This window comes from Psychrobacter sp. H25 (assembly GCF_059076335.1).
Genome location: NZ_JCACRV010000001.1, coordinates 1040928 through 1065945 on the forward strand (window position 1 = coordinate 1040928; position 25018 = coordinate 1065945).

A 25018-nucleotide genomic window follows, 5' to 3' on the forward strand; every position below is an offset into this window, starting at 1 on the left:
CTTGATGTCTTGTGATTATAGCAGGCAAATCCTATAATAATAATTGATGATTTTTAACCAGATGCAAACTTTTATTTCTAATACGTTATAATTAGATACGCCAACTTTTATTTATAGCTCATAAAGTAGCTAAGGACACCCGCTTGAACACTACAAACTTGACGACATTCGTTACCGTTATGCACACCGGCAGTATATCAGGTGCAGCAGAAAAGCTATTTATCACTCAGCCGGCCGTCAGCAAGCGCATCAAAAACTTAGAAGATGAATTTAACATTACTCTGTTCGATACTGTAGGGCGCGGGATTGTACCTACTCAAGCAGCCAGCGAGATGTTACCACATGCCAAGCGCTGGTTAGAAGATTATGAGAATTTTAAGATTAATCTACAGCACTCTCAGCATATCGTATCTGGAAAGCTTGTGATTGGTACGAGCCATCATATTGGCTTACATCATCTAGCACCAGTACTGAAGCATTTTATCCAGACTTATCCAGCAGTCCAGTTAGAAGTGCATTTTGTTGATTCAGAAAAAGCGCACAAAGCGGTATTGGATGGTGATCTGTCGTTGGCGTTTGTGACACTACCGCCTGTATATGATAAACGCTTAACGTATCATACGCTATGGTCAGATCCGCTCTACTTTATGACCGGTACGCTATCACCTTTGGCTACCAAATCGAATGTCACACTAGAGCAGCTAGCGCGCTACCCTGCCATTTTGCCGTCTGCCAATACCTTTACCAGTCAGATCACTTTGGCTGAATTTGCTAAGCATAACCTCAAACCTTATGCCACGATGAGCACCAATCCTCTTGAGTCCATTCGTATGTTGGTCTCTGTTGGACTTGGCTGGTCCGTGTTGCCACAAACAATGGTCAGTCAAGATTTAGAACGTATCGATATGGCTGACAATATCGAATTACAACGCTATTTAGGTGTGGTTATCAATCCAAAGTTAACCCAATCTAGTAGCGTGACTGCATTATTAGACCTGCTTGCACCTATCGAGTAAAAACCGTCTACTATAACAATTTATCAGATTAAGCTATTCGCATTTGTGACTGCCATGCGTTATAATGCGCTTGACGTTGCTTTAATAACAAAAACTTACCACAGGGACACTGATAGTCATATATCGAATACTTCTAGTAAGATATGATGGTTAACAGTAAGTTTAATGGTTTCATCTGATTGATTATGTAGGTTGCTAATACTCATATATAAATAGCAGATGCGAGCAATAATAAATAAGCGGAATGCGACATTCCCGTTGTTCTCTATCTCTATATGAGTGCTAGCCATAGAGCCATCTCAATCATATAAAACTACATTAGATACTGAAAAAAGCCATTATGTCTCACATTAATGGCTTTTTTTGTCTTTAGATATTGTTTTGAACATCGCCTTGTAGGATGAAGACTTTTATAGTTAAAAAATAATTACAGCCAACCATGTTGGTTAAGGATAATTTATATGAACGGAGTTTCTAGTGGCGTGCTGATATCGCTTGGCGCCTATTTTTTAGTGATGATAGGGATTGGCGTCTATGCTTACTTTAAGCAAGCCAATGATACTGAAGGCTACATGCTTGGAGGTCGTAACTTGGGCCCAGCGGTAACTGCACTATCAGCAGGCGCCTCAGATATGTCAGGTTGGTTATTACTTGGTCTTCCAGGCTATATGTATGCTGACGGTGTCGTCAGTGTATGGATTGCACTTGGTTTGACCCTTGGTGCCCTTCTAAACTACATCATTGTAGCGCCTCGCCTTCGTGTTTATACCGAAGTTGCAGACAATGCTATCACCTTACCAGATTACTTTGCCAACCGCTTTGAAGATAAGTCGCACATGCTACGCGTTATCTCGGCGGTGGTTATCATTCTATTCTTTACCGTTTACACGGCTGCAAGTCTAGTAGGTGGCGGTAAGCTTTTCGAAAGCTCACTTAACCTATCCTACAGTACTGGTCTATGGGTTACTGCTGGTGTCGTTGTTGCCTATACGTTATTCGGCGGCTTCCTAGCGGTATCAATGACGGATTTTGTGCAGGGTGTTATCATGCTTTTTGCTATGGTAATCGTACCTGTCGTGGCCTTTACTGATCTTGGTGGTATTTCTGCTACAAGTGAAGCAGTTAGAAATATTGATCCAACTCTTCTAGATGTGACTAGCGGTATGAGTGTCATCGGTATTATTTCACTCATGGCATGGGGTCTTGGTTACTTCGGTCAGCCGCATATTATTGTACGCTTTATGGCTATTCGCTCGGTTAGAGATGTACCGACAGCACGTAATATCGGTATGAGCTGGATGGTTGTTAGTCTTATCGGTTCATTGATGACTGGTTTTGCTGGTCGCGCATATGTACAAAAAACAGCGATGACGCTTGATGATCCTGAGACGATTTTCTTAGTATTTACTCAGTTCTTGTTCCATCCATTGGTTTCAGGTTTCTTATTAGCGGCGATTCTAGCTGCCATCATGAGTACGATTTCATCACAGCTGTTGGTGGTATCAAGCTCTCTAACAAAAGATGTTTACAAGCTATTCTTTGATAAAGACGCGCCAGAAGCTCGTCAGGTATTGGTTGGTCGTATCTCAGTGATAGTCGTTGCTGTTGTCGCTATTATGCTAGCCTCTAACCCAGATAGCTCAGTATTGAACTTGGTTTCTAATGCATGGGCAGGATTTGGTGCAGCCTTCGGTCCATTGGTTATCTTTAGCTTAACATGGCGTGGTATGAACCGTAACGGTGCTGTCGCTGGTATGGTTGTTGGTGCGTTGACAGTTATCCTATGGATCTATGGTCCGTTCCAAGTCGATGGTATGGCGCTTAACAGCTGGTTATATGCTATCGTTCCAGGCTTTATCTTAAGCACTATCGCTATCTTTGCCGTTAGTATTATGACTGGTGGTCCAAGACCTTCAGTATCTGCTAAATATAAAGAGATGGAGCTTAACTTAAATAAATAAGTTGAGACACTCGCTTTACTCTATGACAAAAAACCTCGCCACTAATGGCGAGGTTTTTTTGACTTTGCTTATCAGTAACTCTTAACTATAAGCTAAGCAGCTGCGATAAGTGAAGTAATTGAGGCAGTGCGCTGAAGTACTATACATGCATCTATTCTTGAGCGAATAATGATCTAGCCATCATGGCGCTAGATGTATATCTCGCTGGAGCATTGATAGTAGAATGACAGCATCATGTCGTTATTCACTCATGAAGACGACTATCATTAAAACTCATCGGGCAGCTACAACGTATCTTCCACAGGTATCAAGTTAGCATTAATATATAAATAAAGCTACGAAGCTAAACGCTATTATTGTAATAGCACTCGTCCCCCCCCCCCCAACTGACTATGATCACATAACCACCTATACTCAAAACCTTATATAACAATCACAATATTACAGTCCACAAAAAAGCGACCTATTGTAGGTCGCTTTTTCATTATCTAACAGTTACATCAAGAAACTATTTTCCCTGATAAGACAGTTTTACACCAGCGATGAAGCCATCATTGTCTTCAAAATCAGCAACGATTTTATCGCTAGGTAGCTGACCTTGAGCATCACCGAACCATAAGTATTTACCGCCAGCTGATACTGCCCAGTTTTCAGTTACGTTGTACTTGGCACCAAGACCGACACTATAGTAGCCTTCAACAGGACCTAATGATGTTGTTGGATCGCCAGCACCACTATCCCAACCAACCGTACCACTAACAGCTAACGCTGGTGCAATACGCTTGGCAAGACCTAGCTCTACTTGCCATTGGTCATCATCATACTCAACCAAGTTTAATCCATCAGGGCCATAGCTGATTTTACTAGTATCATTATAAAGTGGTGGTGTGATAACGAAATCACTCCATGGCACCCAGCGCACTTTTGCCGTAGCTAAAGTCGTTGGGTTAATACCTGTTTGGAAATCAAAGTTGACTGATTTAGGAGTAGAAATCTCATAATTACTCACTCTGTTTGACAGCGCTGCTGCCTGTTCTGGCGTAGCTCCTGCTGATATAGCTCTAATCGCTACCAAAGGATAAGACTCAGATATTTCTACATCATGATCAATTTCAGAACGGTAGGTCAAAGCAGCTTTCAAAGCAATTTCAGGCTTACTAAAAGATACACCTGCGATATAACCATAGTCCATATCAGGGTTACTGTTTGACGTATAGCCAGTAGCAGGACCGTAAGCAAGACCACGTAGTTTTGTTTCTGCTTGAATACGCTGTGCTACTGGACCACCATAAATTTGAAAGTTTTTATTCGCACCAAACTTCATCCCAAGAATACCTGTTAAGCTCTGGCTACGAACTTCAACATTAGTATTTTCACCAGCACCAGTAGCTTCTGCTGTTGCTACTGCTACTGCTCCACGCAATCCATCCAAACTTGCTTGTTGTTCATCGGTCAACAAACCAGCAGTTTCTCCTGGTTCAAGTTGAGATATACCAAATTGTGCTGCTGCAAGGCTCGGAGCAGCACCATCAGTAATAGACGCGATGGAAGCATCAATGTCTCCTTGCCCTACAAAATTACCTTGCGTGTATTCAGCTGCTGCGCCAAAAGGCTCATCGTATAAAACACCAATACTGAAAGTATCGTTGATATCAGTTTTTACACCATAACGGAAGAAATCGTAAGACTCGGCAATATCACCCGTTGCATTACCACGTTCATAATCGTTTTGAGATGGGTTAGTATTAGCACTATCTCTACCACTGACATCAGCATCGATGTAAGTATAGACAGCTTCAGCATAGGTACCATCTTGAAAAAAGGCGGTGACATCTTGACCTGAACGATCAAGACCAGCAGCGTTGGTTACGCTAGCGAAAGAAAGAGCGGCAATTGCTACTGCGAGGGTTTTCAAGTGAAAGGTAGTGCGCATTATGTATCTCCAACGGTCCTTGTTGTATTACTACTTTAATAATCAGTATTTAGCATTGATTTACCAAACATTGAAACTATTAAAGTCGTGTCCTAAGTTGAATACTAATGCCTTTTTGACACTAAAACAACAATTAAAGTGCTTTATTTCTCAATTATGACTGAACAGTACAAATAAGATATTAGTGAAATATTGTTTTTTAGTTTTGTTTCATCCTGATATTTACATTGCCGAGTAATATCAACAATCTAAATATGTTGGTTCACAATATTTCAAACCAAACGTGTCGAGAAGTATGGCATAAAAAAAAGCGACCCTTAACAGAGTCGCTCTTTTTATTACTAGACGATAAAAATCATTTTATAGTGAAACTATAATTTACTGAGCTTGGTAAGAAACCTTTACACCCAATACAAAACCGTCATTGCTTTCAAAATCACTAACGATGGTTTTACTTGGGATTTGACCTTCGGCATCACCGAACCATAAGTACTTACCACCAGCAGATACTGCCCAGTTTTCGGTTACATTGTATTTGGCACCAAGACCAGCACTATAATAGCCTTCGATAGGTCCTAGTGAAGTTACAGGATTACCTGCTCCGCTATCCCAACCTACAGTACCGCTAACAGCCAATGCTGGTGCGAGGCGCTTAGCCAAACCTAATTCTACTTGCCACTGGTCGTCGTCATAACTGACTAAATCTAAACCATCTAAAGGTATACCAGCACCAGCAGGTGTTGTTGCAAGTACTTGGCTGACACCATTATATAGCGATGGGGTAATTGCAAAATCGCTCCATGGTACCCAACGCACCTTTGCAGTCGCTAGCGTTGTAGGGTTGATACCTGTTTGGAAATCAAAGTTTATCGACTCAGGAGTAGTAACCTCAATAGTATTGGTGCTATCTGTTGATAACCCTACTCTTGGAGCGAAAGGATAAATTTCAGCCGCTTGCGTATTGTGTTCGATTTCTGAACGGTACGTTAATGCTGCTTTTAATGCAATTTCAGGCTTACTATACGCCACACCTGCGATATAACCGTAATCTTGATCAGCACTAATATGTGTTGTATAGCCATTTGCAGCACTATAAGCAGGACCACGTAACTTTACATCTGCCTCTACGCGCTGAGCAACTGGGCCACCGTATATTTGGAAGTTTTTGTTTTGACCAAGTTTTGCACCAAGGATACCAGTGATGCTCTCTGTACGTACTTCTACATTCGTACCTTCACCTGTTGCATCTACAAAGTTACTATCGCCTACATAATCAGCCGCTGCACCGAAAGGCTCATCATATAAAACACCAATGCTAAAGGTTTCGTTGATGTCTGCTTTTACACCATAACGGAAAAAGTCATAAGACTCTGCAATGTCATCAATATCGTTATCTGAAGTATCTTCACCCGTTACATCAGCGTCGATATAAGTATAAACAGCTTCAGCATAGGTGCCATCTTGTAGGAATGCGGTGACATCTTGACCTGAACGATCAAGACCAGCAGCACTAGCAACGCTAGCAACAGAAAGAGCAGCGATAGCTACTGCAAGAGTTTTTAAATGAAAAGTGGCGCGCATTTTATATCTCCAAACATCCGCATTGTTTTACCGCTATATCTGATTTTTCTAGATAAGCAGTATCCGAGGTGGAAGATAGTAAAGATTTTTTAACACCAAAACAACTGCAAAAACACATTATTTCCGAATTATGACTTCATAGTCACCAGACGTTACTCTTATTCAAAAATGCTAATATAGTATTCATTAATCACCAGCTATATGTCTCATTTACGTCTGTTTTTGCATCTGTTAGTAATGTGGTGGGCGGTCTGCCATGACATCGAATGGTGCAATACCATTATCTGTATCCTGTCCCTCAATTTGTTTGTAAATCAGCTGAAGTTGACGCTGTAGGGTCTGAATGTCCTTATCTTGACGTGCAATAACCTCATCGAGTCGCTCTACTGTGACCTCAAGATGCGTCAAGCTCATTTGCAGGTCAATCACTTGGTTTTGCAGGTCATCTTGCATATTGTAAGCCTCGTTTTTGTTATCAGATTGGTTCATATGGTTCTCTACAGTATAGTAAGCATAGGTCGGAGGGCGAGCGAGCACAGTGGTTGATAAATACTGGACACCAGCGGTAAGCCTATGATGACAATCACAGAATGTCAGTTGTTGGTCATCGCCATAAATAGTACTGATAAAACCATTTACTCGCACTACAGTTAAGCGGTGGCATGTTATACTGCTGGCAATTTTGCAACAACCCCTACCTCACTATTATATAAGCTTAAGATACTCTATGGCACTGATACATTTAAAAGACATTCACTTAGCCTTTGGCGTCGCGCCTGTTCTTGATGGTATTGATTTTTCTATCAGCTCAGGTGAGCGTGTTTGTTTGATTGGCCGTAATGGCGAAGGCAAGTCAACTTTATTCAAACTTATCAATGGCTCATTGCAGCCTGATAGCGGTGAAATCATCACCAACAGCAGCATGCGTGTTGCTATGCTAGAACAGGATGTCCCTGAGTCTAGTGGTCGTATATTAGACATTGTCATGGGTGGTAGTCGCCGTACAGCTGACTTGCTCATTAACTATAACGAGCAGGTCGATATGTGTGCCAATGGTGACATGGATGCCTGCGAGCATATGGCGACATTGCAACATGATATTGATGCGGTACATGGCTGGGATCTAGAACGCGATGCTAGGCGTCTTATCACCACCATGGGACTTGATCCAGACGACGACTTGTCATCACTCTCTGGTGGTCGTAAGCGCCGCGTGTTACTTGCGCGCTCACTAGTGACTAAGCCTGATGTACTCCTACTGGATGAACCAACCAACCATTTGGACGTTGAAAGTATCGAATGGCTTGAGCGCTTCTTGCTTGACTGGCAAGGTCTTACCTTATTGTTTGTGACCCATGATAGAGCATTTGTAAATAAGCTATCGACTCGCATTATTGAGCTTGATCGCGGCCAACTGACTAGCTACGACGTGACACAAGGCGAAGGGGGCTATGCACGCTATCAAGAACTAAAAGAGTTACAGCTACAGGCTGAAGAAAAGAACAACGCTAACTTTGATAAAAAGCTGGCGCAAGAAGAAGTATGGATTCGCCAAGGTATCAAAGCACGTCGTACCCGCAATGAAGGCCGCGTCCGTGAGCTAAAAGCCCTACGTGAAGAGCGTAGCGCTCGCCGTGAGCAAGTGGGCAACGTAAACATCACCATGGGTCAAGGCGAAAAAAGCGGTAAGCTCGTTTGTAAGGTTAAAAACTTGCACCTTGAATACAATGGCAATGTACTGGTAGATGACTTTACCACGACTATCATGCGTGGTGATAAAATCGGTATTGTCGGTCCTAACGGTGCTGGTAAGACTACCCTTATCAAAGCCCTACTTGATATGTCTGATGATGAAATAACCAAGACGGGTAATGTTGAGCTGGGTACTAATCTAAAGATTGCCTTTTTTGATCAGTTGCGCGATCAGTTAGATCTGGAAGCAAGCGTGGCGCAAAACGTCTCAGAAGGGTCTGATTTTGTCGAAGTTGGCGGTCGCAAGACACACATCATGAGCTATCTGCAAGACTTCTTATTTGCACCAGAGCGTGCACGTACTCCTGTCAAAGCATTGTCAGGTGGTGAGCGTAACCGTGTTTTACTTGCCAAGCAGTTGCTAAAGCCTGCCAATATCCTGGTACTCGATGAGCCAACTAATGATTTGGACATGGCAACGCTTGAACTGCTAGAAGAATCAGTAGCCAGCTTTGGCGGTACGATATTGCTGATCAGCCATGATCGCTCATTCATGGATAATGTCGTTACCTCTACATGGGTGTTTGGCGAAGATGAAGACGGCAAAGGAGTGGTCAGCGAATATGTAGGTGGCTATCAAGAGTATCTGGTACAAAAAAACCGCGAAGAAGCAGCGCGTGCGGCAAAAGCACCAGCCAATAATGTCACTAGCAAAAAAACAGCAAACAAATCTGGCACAGATACCAAGCCAAATAAAGCTACTAAGAAACTAAATTTCAATGAACAGCGCGAACTGGATAGCCTGCCAAAAGAAATCGCGGCGCTTGAGACCGAACAAGCTCAGTTACAAGAAAAACTGGCTGATGGATCTTGGTTCAATACCGACGTAGATGCTGCGACTGCCGCAAGTGAGCGTTTATTAACGATCGAAGATGAGATGATGGTTAAGCTTGAACGCTGGAGCGAACTAGAAGGTTAGCAACTCGCTATCTGTCTTTGTTTAGGTATGACTTATATAGGTTGCAAGCTATAATGAGTAGCTTGCTGGAGTAGCTAGATAGGTATTTATATCTAGGCAAAGATGATGACTGTCATGATAAAAACATCACCACTTTATTATATATAGTGGTGATGTCTGTTTTACAGCACTTTACAAAACAGTTCGGTAGTGAAAGTTAGTGAACATTACCTGGTTTTCAAGTATCATTCGCTGTTGCTAAAAATCCTTATCAATTATAAGGTCATCGCACTTGCAATCCTGATCAAAACAAAGTCGACGTTACACATTGATAATCCTGCTGTTTTGGTTTGATTGTCATATTCAACCTTATAATATGTCCTATCAAGGTTGCTTTATTTTTAACGCAATAATTTATTTTATCACCGAAATAGCTTAGAATAGCAACAATTAGCAAAATTAGGCACAGCTAAAGTGGCTTGATATTGTATATTTTCTAAGCCACAAACCCAGTGTGGGATAATCCCATTTCATTCACCTGGAGGAAGTATTAATGAGCCAAGCCGAAGGCGTTAATGTACAACGCCGTAGAGTTCTTATTGCCTCAACTGCCGCAATTGGTGCAGCTGGGGTAGCTGCCGTGGCGACACCTTTTGTCCGTTCTTGGTACCCAAGCGCTAAAGCTGAGGCTGCAGGGGCTGCAGTAACCCAAGATATTGGTTCTATCGAAGATGGACAAATGATCGTTGTCAAATACCGTGGCAAACCTATTTATGTGGTTAAACGCACAGAAGACATGGTCGCAGGACTAGAATCAGTTGCACCTTTATTATCTGATCCTGAGTCTGATGCGTCTCTACAGCCAGAATATTGCAAAAACCCTACTCGCTCTTTAGAACCAACCGTATTGGTTGTCGAAGGCGTTTGTACCCATCTAGGCTGTGCACCAAACTACCGTCCTGATGTGGGCGCGGTTGATTTAGGTGGTAATGATTGGTATGGCGGGTTTTTCTGTCCGTGCCACGGGTCAAAATATGACTTAGCAGGTCGCGTATACAGTGGCGTTCCTGCACCGCTTAATTTACCCGTTCCAGAATATGGTATGGATGGTACCATTTTGACGGTTGGGGAGGCTTAACATGAGTATAGGTAAAAAGTTAATGCACTGGGTGGACGCGCGTTTTCCGGCGACTGAAACCTATGAATACCATATGTCGAAGTACTACGCACCAAAGAACTTCAACTTTTGGTACTTCTTTGGCGTGCTATCGATGATTGTACTGGTCAACCAATTGGTGACTGGTATATGGCTGACGATGATGTACAACCCAAGTGCCGAAGGGGCATTTGCGTCTGTTGAATACATCATGCGTGACGTAAAAGGCGGTTGGCTCATACGCTATATGCACTCAACTGGCGCCTCTGCGTTTTTCGTGGTTGTGTACCTGCATATGTTTAGAGCCTTGCTATACGGTTCATATCAAAAACCTCGTGAGCTTATCTGGCTCATCGGTATGGGTATTTACCTAGCATTGATGGCTGAAGGTTTCTTCGGTTACCTACTACCGTGGGGCAACATGTCGTTTTGGGGTGCACAGGTTATCTTGAACCTACCTGCAGCGCTACCAGTGATTGGTGACGGTCTTGCTGAATGGGTACGTGGTGACTATATCATCTCTGGTATCACCCTAAACCGCTTCTTCGCTCTACATGTTGTTGCTATTCCGCTAGTCCTAGTGGGCTTAGTATTTATGCACATTGTAGCGCTACACCATGTGGGTTCAAACAACCCTGATGGCATCGACATCAAGAAACTAAAAGACAAAAACGGTGTGCCACTGGACGGTATCGAATTCCATCCTTACTACACTGTGCATGACATGGTTGGTATCGTTGTATTCTTTATCTGCTTCTTTGCAGTGGTGTTCTTCTTCCCAGAAGGCGGCGGCTTCTTCCTTGAGCCACCAAACTTTGAAACGGCAAACTCACTGAAAACGCCAGCGCACATTGCACCAGTATGGTACTACACACCATTTTATGCCATCTTGCGTGCAGTTCCAGATAAGCTTGGCGGTGTGATTGCGATGGGTGCGGCTATTGCGGTATTGTTCTTAATGCCTTGGCTAGATAGATCTCCTGTTCGCTCAATGCGCTACAAAGGTATCTTGTCTAAGATTGCCCTGACTATCTTTGCTATTAGCTTTGTTGTATTGGGTTACTTGGGTGCGACACCTGCAACGCCAACAGCAACGTTGATGTCTCGTATATTCACGGTTCTATATTTCTTGTTTTTCTTACTGATGCCGTTCTACACTGCTATCGAGAAGTGTAAACAGCCACCAGAACGCGTCACCGGAGGTCACTAATGAACACGCTAATTAAATCCCTAGCTGGTCTAGGCTTAGGCGCGGCATTGACCTTAACTGCTGGTACTGCCCAAGCAGCTGGTGGTGGATGTGGTACGTTCACCAATGCTGAAGGTGTTGACGAGCAATTGGCCTGTAGCACTGCCCCTATTGATTTTACTAATAAGGGCTCGTTACAGAACGGTGCAAAGATCTTTATGAACTACTGCGCTGGGTGTCACTCAGCAAAGTATGTTCGTCATTCGCGCATTGCCAAAGATTTAGAGATACCACCTGAGTTGGTCGAAAAATATCTGATGGTTACCACTGATCAAATCGGTGACCATATCGATGCTGAGATCGATCCTGAAGTTCAAGCATCTTGGTTTGGTGCAGCGCCTCCTGATTTATCACTTGAGACGCGACTGCGCGGCGATGACTGGGTATACACATACCTACTATCGTTCTATGAAGATCCAAGCCGTCCTTGGGGTGCTAATAACTTAGTACTAGCAAATGCTGCTATGCCTCATGTATTGCACAATATGCAAGAAGAGCTGAGCCAAGAAGAATTTGAATCTGAAGTTGGTGACTTGGTTAACTTCATGGCGTGGATGGGTGAACCTGCTCGTCATGACCGTCAAGTAATTGGTTTCTTCGTAATTCTATTCTTATTAGTACTACTCATCCCAGTTTACTTATTGAATAAAGAATTCTGGAAAGATGTCAAATAAGTCATAGTCAGCAGTTAGTTTTTAGAAATAAAAAAGGCACTACTTCGGTAGTGCTTTTTTGTGCCTTGATATAGAGTGTAAATACTAGATAAGCCGGAAAATAAGTCGCTCAGCGCTAATGTTTACGTACACTACCTTGATAAACGTTGCGAGTTTGTTTACGATGACAGCCTTCACTCTTAACATTAGGCTTTCATGATTGATGCGAATGACATTCCAAGTAGTCAGCTAATTTTGTATGCTGATGACGGCTACGACAGTCATGTGGTACGCCTATTACTTGAAGAAAAAAAGCTCGCTTACTATTTGTCTCGCTTACATTCTGAGCGCCCTGAAGATTTGACTGAGCTAAACCCCTATCATACCTTGCCTGTATTACAACAGCGTGAGATTGCGCTTTATGAGATTAATGTCATTTTTGAATATCTTGAAGAGCGCTATCACACAAACAAACTGCTCCCTGAGACACCGCAAGAGCGTGCACAGTTTCGCCAACTGGCGTGGCGCATTCAGCGTGATTGGTTAGTACTTGGCAAGCGTTTGCTGACGCATCCAGACAGCTTTAATAAAGCACAGGCTGCCATTGCCAAAAAACAGCTCAGTGATTCATTAATTACCTTATCGCCTTTGTTTGCTCACAAGCCTTATTTTATGGCTGATGAGTTTGGTTGGTGTGATGTACTGTTGGCACCGTTGTTATGGCGATTGGATGAGATGGGTATTGAGCTGCCACGTGCCATTAGCCGTCCATTATTTGAATACCAAACGAGAGTGTTTGAGCGCAGTAGCTTCCAAAAAAGTGTTAAATAGCATTTGTCATTTGATAAACGACGAAAAACATATTTTTCAATTATTAAAAATCATTAGTATAGGAAATCATTAGATGAGCGAAACCACCTCTATCACACCGACCCGTCCTTATATGGTGCGCGCATTGTATCAATGGATAGAAGACAACGCTTTGACGCCTTATTTGATGGTAGATGCCACTGCCGACAATGTTCAAATACCAACAGAGTATGTACAAGACGGTCGTATCGTACTCAACATTGCCAGTCGCGCGACAGGTAATATGAGTATGGAAAATGATTACATACACTTTAGCGCGCGCTTCGGCGGTGTCTCACAAGAGATTTGGGTGCCACTCACTGCAGTCATGGGCATTTACGCCAAAGAAAATTCGCAAGGGATGTTCTTCGATCCAAAAGAATATGATGACTATGTACCAGAAGACGACTCAGTACCAGCAGCCAGCCAGAGTCCCACAAAAGCACCAAAACCAAAGCGTGATAACAAAGCAGGGTTAAAAGTGTTGAAGTAGGTAAGATATTAAATGAATTGTTTTTGACATAAAAAAGCCAGCCATAATTAATATGACTGGCTTTTTTGTTACCTATTTAAAGGCTTAGGCTCTTAATATGATGAATAGAAGCTGACTGTCTAGGTTCTTGGCAGTGTCACGCCACGCTGACCTTGGTATTTACCGCCACGGTCTTTATAACTGGTCTCGCAGACGTCATCAGCATCGCTTTGGAAGAACAGCATCTGCGCCACCCCTTCACCGGCATAAATGCGGGCTGGAAGGTTGGTCGTATTACTAAATTCTAGCGTTACATGTCCTTCCCATTCAGGCTCAAGCGGCGTTACATTGACGATAATACCGCAGCGTGCATACGTTGATTTACCAAGGCAGATAGTCAGTACATCACGCGGAATACGGAAATATTCCATCGTGCGCGCTAACGCAAATGAGTTTGGTGGAATGATACACTCGTCACCAACGATATCGATAAAGCTTTTATCATCGAAGTTTTTAGGATCAACGACCACTGAATGCACGTTGGTAAAAACTTTGAACTCAGGAGCACAGCGCACATCATAACCGTAGCTTGAGGTGCCGTAGCTAACCAAACGCTCGCCTGCATCATTAAAGCGCACTTGACCTGGCTCGTACGGTTCAATCATGCCGTGCTCTTCGGCCATTTTACGAATCCAGCGGTCAGACTTAATAGACATTGTTGTTCCTTAGCAAATATTTAATAGCGACGATTATACGGAATTGACAGCTAGATTTATAGCGTGATGGCTGCTTTATCCTATATTGGTTTTAAACTGACTAAGTAACCAACACCCTATCTTATTATTACCTACTAGAAAATTCGCTTATCATCGACAGGTTTTGCAAATTTATTGATATTGGTTTCGATGTTTTTGGCGATGTTCAAATAATAAGTCGCAAACTCATCATTAGCCAATACGCTTGGCTCGCCTTTATCTACTTGTGCACGGATACCACTGGCAAGCGGTAATTGACCCAATAATGGCACATGGTACTGCTCAGCGATAAACTCACCGCCGCCAATACCAAAGATCGCTTCGGTATGATTGCAATTACTACAGGTATGTAGTGCCATGTTCTCAACCACTCCTAGCACAGGTATGTTGGTTTTGTTAAACATCTCCACACCTTTTTGTGCATCTAGTAATGCAACATGCTGCGGTGTTGTCACAATCACTGCTCCCGTGACTGGGATACGCTGTGCCAATGTCAGCTGTATATCGCCTGTACCTGGTGGCATGTCAATCACCAAGTAATCTAGCTGTGGCCAGTTGGTTTGATTATACAGCTGCATCAGTGCGCCTGTGGCTTTTGGTCCACGCCATGCAACAGGCGTGCTGTCTCCATCGAGCAGACTGCCAATAGAAAGCATAGCCATGCCATGCGCATCGACTGGCACAAATTGCTCGTTCTCTAGCTGCGGCTTTACATCAGCGACGCCCAGCATCGTTGGCATACTAGGGCCATAAATATCCGCATCGAGCACACCCACGCGATTGCCGAGCTTTTGTAGTGCTAGTGCGATATTGACCGTTGTCGTTGATTTACCAACGCCGCCCTTACCTGATGCCACAACGATAATATGGCGAATACGAGGGTGCGCGGCCAATGAGGCTTGGGTAGGTGCAGCCTTAGTGATCGGCGGCTCAGCATTGTTAGCATTACTATTAGCATTAGACGTCGGCTTGGACTGTGATTCCATCGCGTTCGTTGTTCTCGGCATTTGCTTTGGCAAGCTTGAGCCTGCGCCTTTTTCTGGCGCAGGTAGACGCACATTCATATGAATCGTAGTAATACCGTGCGGATGTAACAGTTGTCCAAGCTCCTGCTGAATAGCTTCAGGGTTGCTGTCTTGCGGTAGACGCAAGTCTAAGGTGAGTGCTTCGCCATCACGCTCAAGCCCTGTAACCATCGTTGCGATACTGACGGTGCCTATCTCATATCCTAGTAGGACTTTGTCAACGGCGCTATCACGCTCTGCCTGCTGCTCAGGCGTTTCAGTTTTTGTGGGTTTTTTCTTCATAAAATTAAACATAGCTATTATTGTTGCCTATAAAAGTGGGTGGGCTTAGTGAATGGCTTATCTTATATCTTAGCGCATCTGTTGATGCGATAGCGTCGATGAGCATTTAACCAAACCTTTTATCGTGACAGTGTAGCTGAATTGGACGCATAAAAAAACCACAACGCCAGTAGGTCTGACGCTGTGGTATACAAGAGTCATATTGCTACAACTCGATATCAATCCTAGTTCATAAACCAGCCATGGCTGGCAACGATAGACTGCCCTGTAAATACATTGGTTGGGAAAGCCGCTAAAAACAGCGCCAGCTGAGCAATATCTTCGACTGTCGTGAACTCTTTATCGACGGTATTCACCAGCATGATATCGTTGATGACCGACTCTTCACTGATGCCCTTTTCGGCAGCCTGCTCTGGAATTTGTTTTTCGACCAAAGGTGTTTTAACGAACCCTGGGCAAATCACATGCGAGCGTACTTTGTGCGTGGCGCCTTCTTTAGCCAAAACGCGGCACAGACCCAGCAGTCCGTGTTTGGCAGTCACGTAAGGGGCTTTATATAATGAAGCCTCATGCGAATGAGCAGAGCCCATATAAATGACGGTGCCCCCTTTATCAGCTTTGTACATATGCTGAATTGCGGCTTTGGTGGTCAAAAATGCGCCATCTAAATGAATATCGAGCATTTTTTTCCAATCGCTAAATGCCATTTTATCGATAGGATCAATAATCTGAATACCAGCATTAGAGACCAAGATATCAATACCACCAAAAGCATCGACCAGCTTTTGCACACCGTCGTTTACTGCATCTTCTGACGTCACATCCATAGCAATCGCAAGCGCGCGGCCACCAGTAGCTTCGATAGCATCAACGGTTTTTTGTGCTGCTTCAATATTGATATCAGCAATACCAACGGCTGCACCTGCCTGAGCATAAGTCTCAGCAATATCACGGCCGATACCACTTGCAGAGCCTGTGACTAACGCTACTTTACCTGTCAAATCTTGTTGTAATTGGGTCGCCATATATATTCCTTATCATGGTCTAACGTATTATTTGAATACTATAAAAACAGAGCTGAATAAATACGCCACTATAATCATAGTGGCGTATTTATTCAGTAGTACAGATCATTTATTTAGTAACAGTCGCATTACTATAAAGAGCTTACCGTGCGATGCTTACTGAATGATGTTTACTGGCGTTTTTTCTTGTAATGCCTCAAAGCTCACACCATCTGCCAACTCTACCAGCTTCAGCCCGCTGTCCGTAACATCTAATACGGCAAGCTCGGTAATGATACGATCAACCACGCCTTTACCGGTTAACGGTAGCTCGCAGTTGGCTAAAATCTTAGGGTCACCGTGCTTGTTGACTTGCTCCATCAATACGATGACACGCTGTACGCCTGCAACCAAATCCATCGCCCCGCCCATACCTTTGACCATTTTTTTGGGGATCATCCAGTTGGCAAGATCGCCCTTTTCTGAGACTTCCATAGCGCCCAATATAGCCAAATTGACATGACCACCACGAATCATTGAAAAAGACTCTGAACTACTAAAATAACTGGCACCTGCTTCTGCGGTAACTGTTTGCTTACCGGCGTTAATCAAGTCTGCATCGACGTTTTCTTCTGTAGGGAACTCACCAATACCTAACAAGCCATTCTCTGACTGTAGCCACACATCAACGCCTTCAGGGATATAGTTAGCAACTAACGTTGGTAGACCAATTCCCAAGTTCACATAGTAGCCGTCTTGTAGCTCTTGTGAAGCGCGCTGCGCCATTTGTTCTCTTGTCCATGCCATGTTGGTTTCCTTATTTTTGCAATATTCTATTGTTATTATTTAGACAGCCAGTTATGTAATCAATGAGCTGTCTGGACTATGATCCATTTAAAACTGACTATCAATGCTATATAAGATTGAGCTTCGATCACGTTGTTATTTACGCGCCTTCTACCGCTTTAGTCGTGGTTTTTTCGATACGCTTTTCAGGATTAGCATTCAGCACAATACGCTGAACGAAAATGCCTGGCAGATGTACTTCATCTGGATCAAATGTACCGGTTTCGACGATTTCTTCTACTTCAACGATGGTGATTTTGCCAGCCATCGCACAGTCTGGGTTGAAATTACGAGCAGTTTTATTAAATATCAAATTACCGGCTTTATCAGCTTTTTGCGCTTTTATAAGTGCAACATCAGCGCGTAAGGTGTGCTCGAGCACATAAGTGCGACCATCAAAATCGCGTGTCTCTTTGCCTTCAGCGACCAGTGTACCTACGCCAGTTGCGGTATAAAATGCAGGAATACCAGCACCACCTGAACGCAGTTTTTCGGCCAACGTGCCTTGCGGTGTTAGCTCAACTTCTAACTCGCCTGCTAAGTACTGACGCTCAAACTCTTTGTTTTCACCCACATATGATGAGATCATTTTTTTGATTTGACGCGTTTGTAGCAGCAGACCAAGACCGAAGTCATCGACACCAGCGTTATTACTGATACAGGTCAGTTCTTTAACTTTGCTATCACGTAATGCTTCGATTAATGCCTCTGGAATACCGCACAGACCAAAACCGCCGATAGCAAGCGTTTGCCCGTCACTGACGACATCTTTTAGCGCCTCTTCAGCACTGCTATATACTTTTGATTGACTCATGCTAGTCTCCTATAATTATCGTTTATATTTTTAATTCTTGCACAAACTAATGCTGAATTAAGTGTTTCAATTATCCATTTGAGTGATGCTCTTGGCAAAAACCAACAGCGAAAATGAATCATGCTTGTTTTTCTTTTGAGCGTTATAACGTTATACAGTCGATTCCATTTAAAAATAGTATAAGCGAGGTTAACGCCGTAGTACTTTTATAATGGAATGACTATACCACTAGCCAAAACACACCCATAATAATTGCTCCAGATACGGCAAGTACGATCAGGCAATAGCCCATAATGGCTCGCGCATCCAGACCTGCAATACCGAGTAGCGGTAAGGCCCAAAAAGGTTGAATCATATTGGTCCATGCATCACCCCATGCTACTGCCATTGCTGTAACGGCTGGACTCACACCCAGCTCAATACCGGCAGGTATCATGACAGGTCCCTGTACCGCAAACTGCCCACCACCCGATGGTACAAAGACGTTGACCAATCCAGCACTCAAAAATGCAAAAATTGGAAAGCTGTCTGCAGAGGCGGAGTTGACAAAAAACTGGGTCACTTGGGTACTAATAGAGATGCCATCAGCGTTTGCGCCAGTCATAATGCCCATGATACCGCCATAAAACGGGAACAATAACACAATACCGGTGATACCACCTATCCCTGAATTGACGGCACGATAATACCGCTCTAGTGTCCCATGCGACAGCAGACCTATGAACAAGAATAGCCCAATGACAATGTTTAATCCTAGATTAAAACCGTTACTGCCAAACTCGCTAATGTAATACATCAATGCCAAGGCTAGCAATACCACCGCGATAATACGGCTATCATCTAGCTTTTGCGCAGGCGTGTCTCTTTGCGGCGCGACATACACTTCTTCCTTGATGAGCTTAGGATCAATAACCGTAGGATTCTTTGGATGCATAAAGCGGTTTAGAATTGGCAGAATAACGATAAGCAGACCCACGATCAGCAAGTTATAGCCAGCAAAAACAGTCTCCGATAATGGTACTGCCTCCGTCATAGTATTGCCTGACAATGTCAGCAAAGTATCACCACCAGAGCTAAGCGTTAGAGGTATCGACCCTGAAAAACCCCCATGCCAAATCACAAATCCTGAGTAGGCAGCAGCGACGAGCAAAGGATAGTCCACGTTGGCGACTTTTTTTGCTAGTGCTTTGGCAAAAATAGCACCAATAATCAGACCAAATCCCCAGTTTATCCATGAACCCACCAATCCGACCAAGGTCGATACCATAATGGCAGTCGTAGGAGAATGGACTCTACTGGCTAGATTATCCAATAAACGCTGAATGAATGGCGCACTGGCAAACGCATAACCTGTCACTAGAATAAGTGCCATTTGCATCGCAAAGCTATGCAGTGACCAAAGCCCATTACCCCAGTGTCCTGCCATCGCGATCATGTCTTGACCAGTAATCGCAAGACCGACAGCAAAGGCAATGAGTGTCAACACAATAGAGAAGACAAATGGAGATGGCAGGTAGCGATTGACTAACTGCACGCTCATATTGGTAATGGCACTAAACATATTCACATTCCTTGTAAATTTGATGTTTGGTTCTGAGGATGACTACTGCTTATTTTTAACGCTTACTTTGCGTAACTATCAGACTCAAGCTCACTTACTGCGCTCTGCATCTGATAAGTAGCAAACATTATATATTATCGTATTTTTTATAATAATACATTCTATATCGCTATATCATGCATGAAACAGTTGTGCTAACTTAACATATTATTTTCGTAGCGACTAGAAAATAACACCAAAAGCACGCGAGTCAATGCAATGCGCTATATAGATCGACAGAATAGCTGTTATTAATTAAGTGATAATCTGGATTTATGTTTGATAAAACAGACGAAATAGGCTTATTTTGATTAATTTTATTGACCTATAACGATAAGAACGGCATACTCGCTGCCTTATTTTTTTGCCAATTTTGCCAAGGAGGGCCAGTCATGTTTAGTACGCTTGCTATTGTCATTACCCTATTATTACTCATGTTTTTTGCATATCGCGGTTATTCAGTGCTTATCCTAGCACCGATTATGGCGACACTAGCAGTCTTACTATCAGGTGATTTCTTAAGTACCATCCCCGCTTATACTGATATTTTTATGGGCGCCCTCAGTGGGTTCTTACTCAAATTCTTCCCTATATTTTTGCTGGGTGCATTGTTTGGGCGCTTGATGGCAGACTCTGGCGCAGCAACCGCTATTGCCAATACGGTTGTCGAAAAGCTCGGTGCGAGCAAAGCCATACTTGCTGTTATTTTGGTCTGTGCAATTTTGACTTATGGCGGTGTATCGCTATTCGTTGTAGCTTTTGCTATCTATCCAATCGCCAAAGACCTATTTAAAGCCGCAGACATTCCAAAGCGTTTGATTCCAGCAGCCATCGCTCTAGGGTCATTTACCTTTACGATGACTGCCCTGCCAGGCACACCAGCGATTCAGAATGCTATTCCTATTCCTTACTACAATACCAACGTCTTTGCTGCGCCTATTTTGGGTATCATCGGTGGTACGATTATGTTCATCGGTGGGTGGATGTGGCTACAAACGCGCGCCAAAAAAGCCAATGCAGCAGGTGAAGGCTATGGTCAGCATGATGAAGAGGATGTAGGTGGTATAGGTGCCGCTGAGAAAGAAGCTGAGGTATTAAACACTCATCAAACCTCATTTACTGTTGCTATGATTCCACTCGTATTGGTTATTGGCTTGAACGCTTTATTGACCTATGTGATTTTTCCAACGATAGATTTTGGTAGCCTGCAAACTCAGTTTCCGGACTTAAATGTCGCAGGATCGCTTGGGCTATGGTCAATTATCATCTCATTAGTTGTAGCGTGTGTGGTGTTAATTTTACTTCGTATCGGACATTGGAATAACCTACAAAAAACCATTAATCGCGGTACTTATGATTCTATGCTGCCTATTTTTAACACTGCATCAGAAGTCGGTTACGGGGCAGTTATCGCGTCACTAGCTGGTTTCCTTCTTATCCGTGATAGCATTTTAAACCTTACCCCTGACAACCCTCTGATCTCAGAAGCCGTCGCGATGACCACGCTTGCTGGTATCACAGGCTCATCGTCTGGCGGTTTGAGTATTGCGCTGTCGACATTAGGTGAAGACTATCTAAGAATGGCCGTCAATGCGGGTATCGACCCTGAGCTGATGCACCGCGTAGCCGTTATGGCGGCAGGTGGTCTTGATACGCTTCCGCACAGTGGCGCGGTCATCACCTTGCTAGCGATTTGTGGTCTGACCCATAAGCAATCTTATTTAAATTTGGCGATGGTTACGATGGTTATTCCATTGGTCGCTGTGGTTGCTGTTATTATCTTAGGGACGATGTTTGGTTCATTCTAAGGTAGATTATCGCTTAGCCATTTATTGTGACTAACCACTGGTATCTAAACGAATAATAGATAAATAAAAAACCCACTCGGCATACTGCTTGGTGGGTTTTTTCATGGCTGATTGATAACTAATCTATAATGACCAGATTCAATGCAAGGCTATTGTTTGTGGTTAATTAGTGCTTGCCAAATGAGAAGTAATTACCAAGGAATATCACAAAATTATCTGAATTACGGTATCATAGGCGCACTTTTTGAATTTTTATTATTTTTAGAAGTTTTTAGCATTAACGATGTCGCATCGATGAGTGATGAACCGCTTAAGATGTTCGATAACTAACCCGTTTATATAAAAATATAGGTGATTTTGTGCGTGAGATTCTAGTAACCAGTGCGCTGCCCTACGCCAATGGCTATATCCATTTGGGGCATCTTGTAGAGTATATTCAGACTGACATTTGGGTACGTGCGATGAAAGCGCAAGGCCATCAGGTCACCTATGTCTGCGCGGATGATGCACACGGTACGGCAATCATGCTCAAAGCAGAAGCCAATGGCGTCACGCCAGAAGAGCAAATTGCCTCAGTCAAAGCCTCACACGAAGCAGATTTTTCAAAGTTTCTGATCAATTTTGATAATTATCACAGCACCCATTCAGAAGAAAACAAACAGTTCTCTGAGCTGATTTATCGTCGTCTCAATGATGCTGGTCATATCAGCACAAAGGATGTCGAGCAACTATTTGATCCTGAAAAGCAATTATTTCTAGCTGATCGCTTTGTCAAAGGTACTTGTCCAGAGTGTGATTCACCAGACCAGTACGGCGATAACTGTGAAGTCTGCGGTACGACTTATGATGCTACTGAGCTAAAAGATCCCTACTCAACCTTGTCTGATGCAACGCCTGTGCTTAAAACTTCTAAGCATTATTTCTTTGATTTGCCAGAATTTGAGCAGTTCTTGCAGGACTGGACACGCAGTGACAATCGCCTGCAAACCTCAGTCGCTAACAAACTCCAAGAATGGTTTGATGCCGGACTTGCCAGCTGGGACATCTCACGTGATGCGCCCTATTTTGGTTTTCAAATTCCAGATACGCCAAGCGATGAGCCAGACAAATACTTTTATGTATGGCTAGATGCGCCAGTTGGCTACATGGCAAGCTTCAAGAACTTGTGTGACAAGCGCGCAGGCACGGACCAAGCGCTTGATTTTGACCGTTACTGGGCACAAGAAAACGAGCACAAAACCGAAGTCTATCACTTCATTGGTAAAGACATCGTTTACTTCCATGCCTTATTTTGGCCAGCGATGCTAGCGGGTAGCGAATTGCGTACACCAACTGGTGTCTTTGCCCATGGCTTCTTGATGGTCAATGGCGAAAAAATGAGTAAGTCACGCGGTACTTTTATTAAGGCCGAAACTTATGCTGAGCACTTACATCCTGAATATCTGCGTTATTATTTCGCCAGCAAACTGTCTGACAAAGTTGAAGATATCAACTTAGATCTAGAAGACTTTATGCAAAAGGTCAACTCTGACTTGGTGGGTAAAGTCGTCAATATCGCCAGTCGTAGCACCGGGTTCTTGGTTAAAAAATACGATGGTATGCTGTCAGAGGTTTGCGTCGAGTCAGCGCTATTAGAAGACATCACCAAAACAGGCGATGAAATTGCCGCTGCTTACGAGAATCGTGAATTCTCACGTGCAATGCGTCTCATCATGCAATGTGCGGACAAAGCTAACGAATATATCGATGCCAAAAAACCATGGTCGCTAGCGAAGCAGGAAGGTACTGAACAAGAAGTTCAAGACGTTTGCTCGGTTGCTATCAATATCTTCCGTCAATTGATGGTCTATCTGGCGCCTGTATTGCCTGAGCTGACCAGCAATGCCAAAGACTTTCTAAACCTTGATGATTTAAGCTTTGCCAGTCGTAATGAATGGTTATTAGGTCATAAAATCAATAAGTTCAAACCATTGATGCAGCGTATCGAAGAAAAAGATATCGAAGCCATGGTAGAAGACTCCAAAGCATCGTTAACTCAAGCCGACGCACCTGCCGCAACTGAAAGTAGCAAGTCTGCCGCAAAAGATAAAGCATCTGCAACAGATGCTGATGCTGAGCAAACGGACTACATTGGCATCGAAGATTTTGCCAAAGTCGAGATGAAAGTAGCACACGTCTTAGAATGTAACCACGTAGAAGGCGCGGACAAGCTACTACAGTTCACCCTAGATGTTGGTGAAGATAAACCGCGTAATGTGTTTAGCGGTATTCGTAAGTTCTATGAGCCTGAGCAGTTAACGGGTAAGAAAGTCATCTGCGTCACCAATCTTGCCCCGCGCAAGATGAAATTTGGTATCTCAGAAGGCATGGTACTCTCTACAGGCAATCCAAAAACTCAGCTAACGGTCGTTACGCTCCCTGACAACTGTGTCATTGGTGATGTCCTCGCATAAGACCGTTAACTTAAGGAACGTTACCTTAAGTAATGATTTAAGTAATCACCCAAGAACAAAAAAAAACGGTCTATTTAGACCGTTTTTTTATATCTGACTTAATAGACTAGAGCTTGTTATCTATTTAAAATGTCAATGATCTGCAACGTGTCATTAATTACCGTCACAATATTATTATCGGGCGTACGGATACGAACGTAACGATCATCATAACGATCTAAAATGACAGAACGATCATAATCTCTTCTGTCGATATTGCCGACTACTCTATAACCATACTTATCAAGGTCACGCTTGAACGAAGCGTTTGGGCTCGCATTACGATAAGCGTTAATATTAGGCTGGGCATTACCGTTTTGTTTATAATCTTTACTGCTATAAGTATGCTTACCTTTGGCATTACCATTACCGTTATTGTCTTTTGCCATAGCAGGTAGGCAAACTAAAGAAGTGGCCGTAATACCAGCGATAGTTAATAGCTTGAGATTAGCGATATTCATCATGTCATCCTTAAAATAGTTATTTGAAAAATTAGTAGGTAAGCAGTAGAGCGCATCACATATCTATTATTTCATTACAATGATGATTTGAATGTTATATGCATTAGCGCATTAGCATTACCGTATTAAAATGAGCTTACATTAACAATGAAGCGGGTACGTGATAGATAGGTTGCGCGCATGTAAGTTTTTTATTATCATTTTTTTGAGTATAAAGTTCAGTCAAAAGGTATTACTTTATGATGACCTCTCTAAAATAAGCCTTTACGCTGCTCGTCAACGTGTTTACCTGTTACTCCTATGACGAACGCGCTTTAATTTTTTATTGCGATAACTTACATTGCTGTCATAATATGAACATAATAATCGATGGAACGATTACTGTATTTAATGGTTAGCCTGCTATCTCGT

At 43.1% G+C, this 25018-nt stretch carries 20 protein-coding genes; 10 read left to right on the top strand and 10 right to left on the bottom strand.

The features are described from left to right. The first annotated feature begins 143 nt into the window (after positions 1-143). Together AC5JPO_RS04045 and putP are read left to right on the top strand one after the other, a co-directional pair. Positions 144-1016 carry a LysR family transcriptional regulator gene (locus AC5JPO_RS04045; RefSeq protein WP_058023799.1) on the top strand — a complete coding sequence of 291 codons (873 nt, stop codon included), beginning with the start codon at positions 144-146 and terminating at the stop codon, positions 1014-1016. A gap of 461 nt (positions 1017-1477) precedes the next feature. Then, positions 1478-2977 (top strand): sodium/proline symporter PutP, encoded by a 1500-nt coding sequence (gene putP, locus AC5JPO_RS04050; protein ID WP_493853337.1) that lies wholly within the window; start codon positions 1478-1480, stop codon positions 2975-2977. 508 nt (positions 2978-3485) lie between these two features. On the opposite strand, the gene AC5JPO_RS04055 is transcribed toward putP, so the two are convergent. From AC5JPO_RS04055 to AC5JPO_RS04065, 3 genes are all read right to left on the bottom strand, one after another. Continuing rightward, positions 3486-4910, bottom strand: coding sequence for a hypothetical protein (locus AC5JPO_RS04055; RefSeq protein ID WP_493853338.1), 1425 nt, complete (start codon positions 4908-4910; stop codon positions 3486-3488). 378 nt (positions 4911-5288) lie between these two features. Next, positions 5289-6491, bottom strand: a complete 1203-nt coding sequence (locus AC5JPO_RS04060; protein ID WP_493853339.1) for an OmpP1/FadL family transporter — start codon at positions 6489-6491, stop codon at positions 5289-5291. Positions 6492-6722: 231 nt separating this feature from the next. Further along, on the bottom strand, positions 6723-6980 hold the full coding sequence (locus tag AC5JPO_RS04065; protein ID WP_443524429.1) for a SlyX family protein: 258 nt from the start codon (positions 6978-6980) through the stop codon (positions 6723-6725). A 238-nt stretch (positions 6981-7218) separates the two neighbouring features. Between AC5JPO_RS04065 and AC5JPO_RS04070 the strand changes: the two genes are divergently transcribed. The 6 genes from AC5JPO_RS04070 (at position 7219) to AC5JPO_RS04095 (ending at position 13541) form a co-directional block, all read left to right on the top strand. Then, entirely contained in the window at positions 7219-9162 is a 1944-nt protein-coding gene (locus AC5JPO_RS04070) for an ATP-binding cassette domain-containing protein (RefSeq protein WP_493853340.1), read from the top strand. A 532-nt stretch (positions 9163-9694) separates the two neighbouring features. Further along, a complete protein-coding gene (gene petA, locus AC5JPO_RS04075; RefSeq protein ID WP_493853341.1) occupies positions 9695-10279 on the top strand; it encodes a ubiquinol-cytochrome c reductase iron-sulfur subunit in 585 nt (194 codons plus the stop codon). A 22-nt stretch (positions 10280-10301) separates the two neighbouring features. Beyond that, positions 10302-11507 carry a cytochrome b gene (locus tag AC5JPO_RS04080; protein WP_319050424.1) on the top strand — a complete coding sequence of 402 codons (1206 nt, stop codon included), beginning with the start codon at positions 10302-10304 and terminating at the stop codon, positions 11505-11507. Further along, the gene (locus tag AC5JPO_RS04085; protein WP_493843461.1) at positions 11507-12220 is read left to right on the top strand and encodes a cytochrome c1; all 714 of its coding nucleotides are present in this window, start codon (positions 11507-11509) and stop codon (positions 12218-12220) included. Before AC5JPO_RS04080 ends, AC5JPO_RS04085 begins: the two co-directional genes overlap by 1 nt. A 195-nt stretch (positions 12221-12415) precedes the next feature. Then, the gene (locus AC5JPO_RS04090; protein ID WP_493853342.1) at positions 12416-13030 is read left to right on the top strand and encodes a glutathione S-transferase N-terminal domain-containing protein; all 615 of its coding nucleotides are present in this window, start codon (positions 12416-12418) and stop codon (positions 13028-13030) included. A 73-nt stretch (positions 13031-13103) separates the two neighbouring features. Further along, on the top strand, positions 13104-13541 hold the full coding sequence (locus AC5JPO_RS04095) for a ClpXP protease specificity-enhancing factor (RefSeq protein ID WP_493853343.1): 438 nt from the start codon (positions 13104-13106) through the stop codon (positions 13539-13541). A 119-nt stretch (positions 13542-13660) separates the two neighbouring features. On the opposite strand, the gene dcd is transcribed toward AC5JPO_RS04095, so the two are convergent. The 6 genes from dcd to AC5JPO_RS04125 form a co-directional block, all read right to left on the bottom strand. Continuing rightward, positions 13661-14236 (bottom strand): dCTP deaminase, encoded by a 576-nt coding sequence (dcd, locus tag AC5JPO_RS04100; RefSeq protein ID WP_058024138.1) that lies wholly within the window; start codon positions 14234-14236, stop codon positions 13661-13663. A gap of 134 nt (positions 14237-14370) precedes the next feature. Next, a complete protein-coding gene (apbC, locus tag AC5JPO_RS04105) occupies positions 14371-15594 on the bottom strand; it encodes an iron-sulfur cluster carrier protein ApbC (protein ID WP_493853344.1) in 1224 nt (407 codons plus the stop codon). Positions 15595-15806: 212 nt separating this feature from the next. Continuing rightward, positions 15807-16607: a 3-hydroxybutyrate dehydrogenase gene (locus AC5JPO_RS04110; protein ID WP_319050163.1), complete on the bottom strand. Its 801-nt coding sequence runs from the start codon at positions 16605-16607 to the stop codon at positions 15807-15809. A 156-nt stretch (positions 16608-16763) separates the two neighbouring features. After that, positions 16764-17393, bottom strand: a complete 630-nt coding sequence (locus tag AC5JPO_RS04115) for a 3-oxoacid CoA-transferase subunit B (protein WP_493853345.1) — start codon at positions 17391-17393, stop codon at positions 16764-16766. 139 nt (positions 17394-17532) lie between these two features. Beyond that, positions 17533-18246 carry a CoA transferase subunit A gene (locus AC5JPO_RS04120; protein ID WP_493853346.1) on the bottom strand — a complete coding sequence of 238 codons (714 nt, stop codon included), beginning with the start codon at positions 18244-18246 and terminating at the stop codon, positions 17533-17535. 220 nt (positions 18247-18466) lie between these two features. Continuing rightward, positions 18467-19807: a short-chain fatty acid transporter gene (locus AC5JPO_RS04125; RefSeq protein WP_493853347.1), complete on the bottom strand. Its 1341-nt coding sequence runs from the start codon at positions 19805-19807 to the stop codon at positions 18467-18469. A gap of 431 nt (positions 19808-20238) precedes the next feature. Between AC5JPO_RS04125 and AC5JPO_RS04130 the strand changes: the two genes are divergently transcribed. Then, entirely contained in the window at positions 20239-21654 is a 1416-nt protein-coding gene (locus tag AC5JPO_RS04130) for a GntP family permease (RefSeq protein ID WP_493853348.1), read from the top strand. Positions 21655-22013: 359 nt separating this feature from the next. Next, on the top strand, positions 22014-24107 hold the full coding sequence (gene metG, locus AC5JPO_RS04135) for a methionine--tRNA ligase (RefSeq protein WP_493853349.1): 2094 nt from the start codon (positions 22014-22016) through the stop codon (positions 24105-24107). A 116-nt stretch (positions 24108-24223) separates the two neighbouring features. On the opposite strand, the gene AC5JPO_RS04140 is transcribed toward metG, so the two are convergent. Next, the gene (locus tag AC5JPO_RS04140; protein ID WP_493853350.1) at positions 24224-24607 is read right to left on the bottom strand and encodes a hypothetical protein; all 384 of its coding nucleotides are present in this window, start codon (positions 24605-24607) and stop codon (positions 24224-24226) included. Between the last annotated feature and the right edge of the window lie 411 nt (positions 24608-25018).

Bases quoted from the DNA above. Each gene is read 5' to 3' on its own strand.
- putP (WP_493853337.1), top strand. From the start codon at position 1,478: ATGAACGGAGTTTCTAGTGGCGTGCTGATATCGCTTGGCGCCTATTTT.
- AC5JPO_RS04055 (WP_493853338.1), bottom strand. From the start codon at position 4,910: ATGCGCACTACCTTTCACTTGAAAACCCTCGCAGTAGCAATTGCCGCT.
- AC5JPO_RS04060 (WP_493853339.1), bottom strand. From the start codon at position 6,491: ATGCGCGCCACTTTTCATTTAAAAACTCTTGCAGTAGCTATCGCTGCT.
- AC5JPO_RS04065 (WP_443524429.1), bottom strand. From the start codon at position 6,980: ATGAACCAATCTGATAACAAAAACGAGGCTTACAATATGCAAGATGAC.
- AC5JPO_RS04070 (WP_493853340.1), top strand. From the start codon at position 7,219: ATGGCACTGATACATTTAAAAGACATTCACTTAGCCTTTGGCGTCGCG.
- petA (WP_493853341.1), top strand. From the start codon at position 9,695: ATGAGCCAAGCCGAAGGCGTTAATGTACAACGCCGTAGAGTTCTTATT.
- AC5JPO_RS04080 (WP_319050424.1), top strand. From the start codon at position 10,302: ATGCACTGGGTGGACGCGCGTTTTCCGGCGACTGAAACCTATGAATAC.
- AC5JPO_RS04085 (WP_493843461.1), top strand. From the start codon at position 11,507: ATGAACACGCTAATTAAATCCCTAGCTGGTCTAGGCTTAGGCGCGGCA.
- AC5JPO_RS04090 (WP_493853342.1), top strand. From the start codon at position 12,416: ATGATTGATGCGAATGACATTCCAAGTAGTCAGCTAATTTTGTATGCT.
- AC5JPO_RS04095 (WP_493853343.1), top strand. From the start codon at position 13,104: ATGAGCGAAACCACCTCTATCACACCGACCCGTCCTTATATGGTGCGC.
- dcd (WP_058024138.1), bottom strand. From the start codon at position 14,236: ATGTCTATTAAGTCTGACCGCTGGATTCGTAAAATGGCCGAAGAGCAC.
- apbC (WP_493853344.1), bottom strand. From the start codon at position 15,594: ATGTTTAATTTTATGAAGAAAAAACCCACAAAAACTGAAACGCCTGAG.
- AC5JPO_RS04110 (WP_319050163.1), bottom strand. From the start codon at position 16,607: ATGGCGACCCAATTACAACAAGATTTGACAGGTAAAGTAGCGTTAGTC.
- AC5JPO_RS04115 (WP_493853345.1), bottom strand. From the start codon at position 17,393: ATGGCATGGACAAGAGAACAAATGGCGCAGCGCGCTTCACAAGAGCTA.
- AC5JPO_RS04120 (WP_493853346.1), bottom strand. From the start codon at position 18,246: ATGAGTCAATCAAAAGTATATAGCAGTGCTGAAGAGGCGCTAAAAGAT.
- AC5JPO_RS04125 (WP_493853347.1), bottom strand. From the start codon at position 19,807: ATGTTTAGTGCCATTACCAATATGAGCGTGCAGTTAGTCAATCGCTAC.
- AC5JPO_RS04130 (WP_493853348.1), top strand. From the start codon at position 20,239: ATGTTTAGTACGCTTGCTATTGTCATTACCCTATTATTACTCATGTTT.
- AC5JPO_RS04140 (WP_493853350.1), bottom strand. From the start codon at position 24,607: ATGAATATCGCTAATCTCAAGCTATTAACTATCGCTGGTATTACGGCC.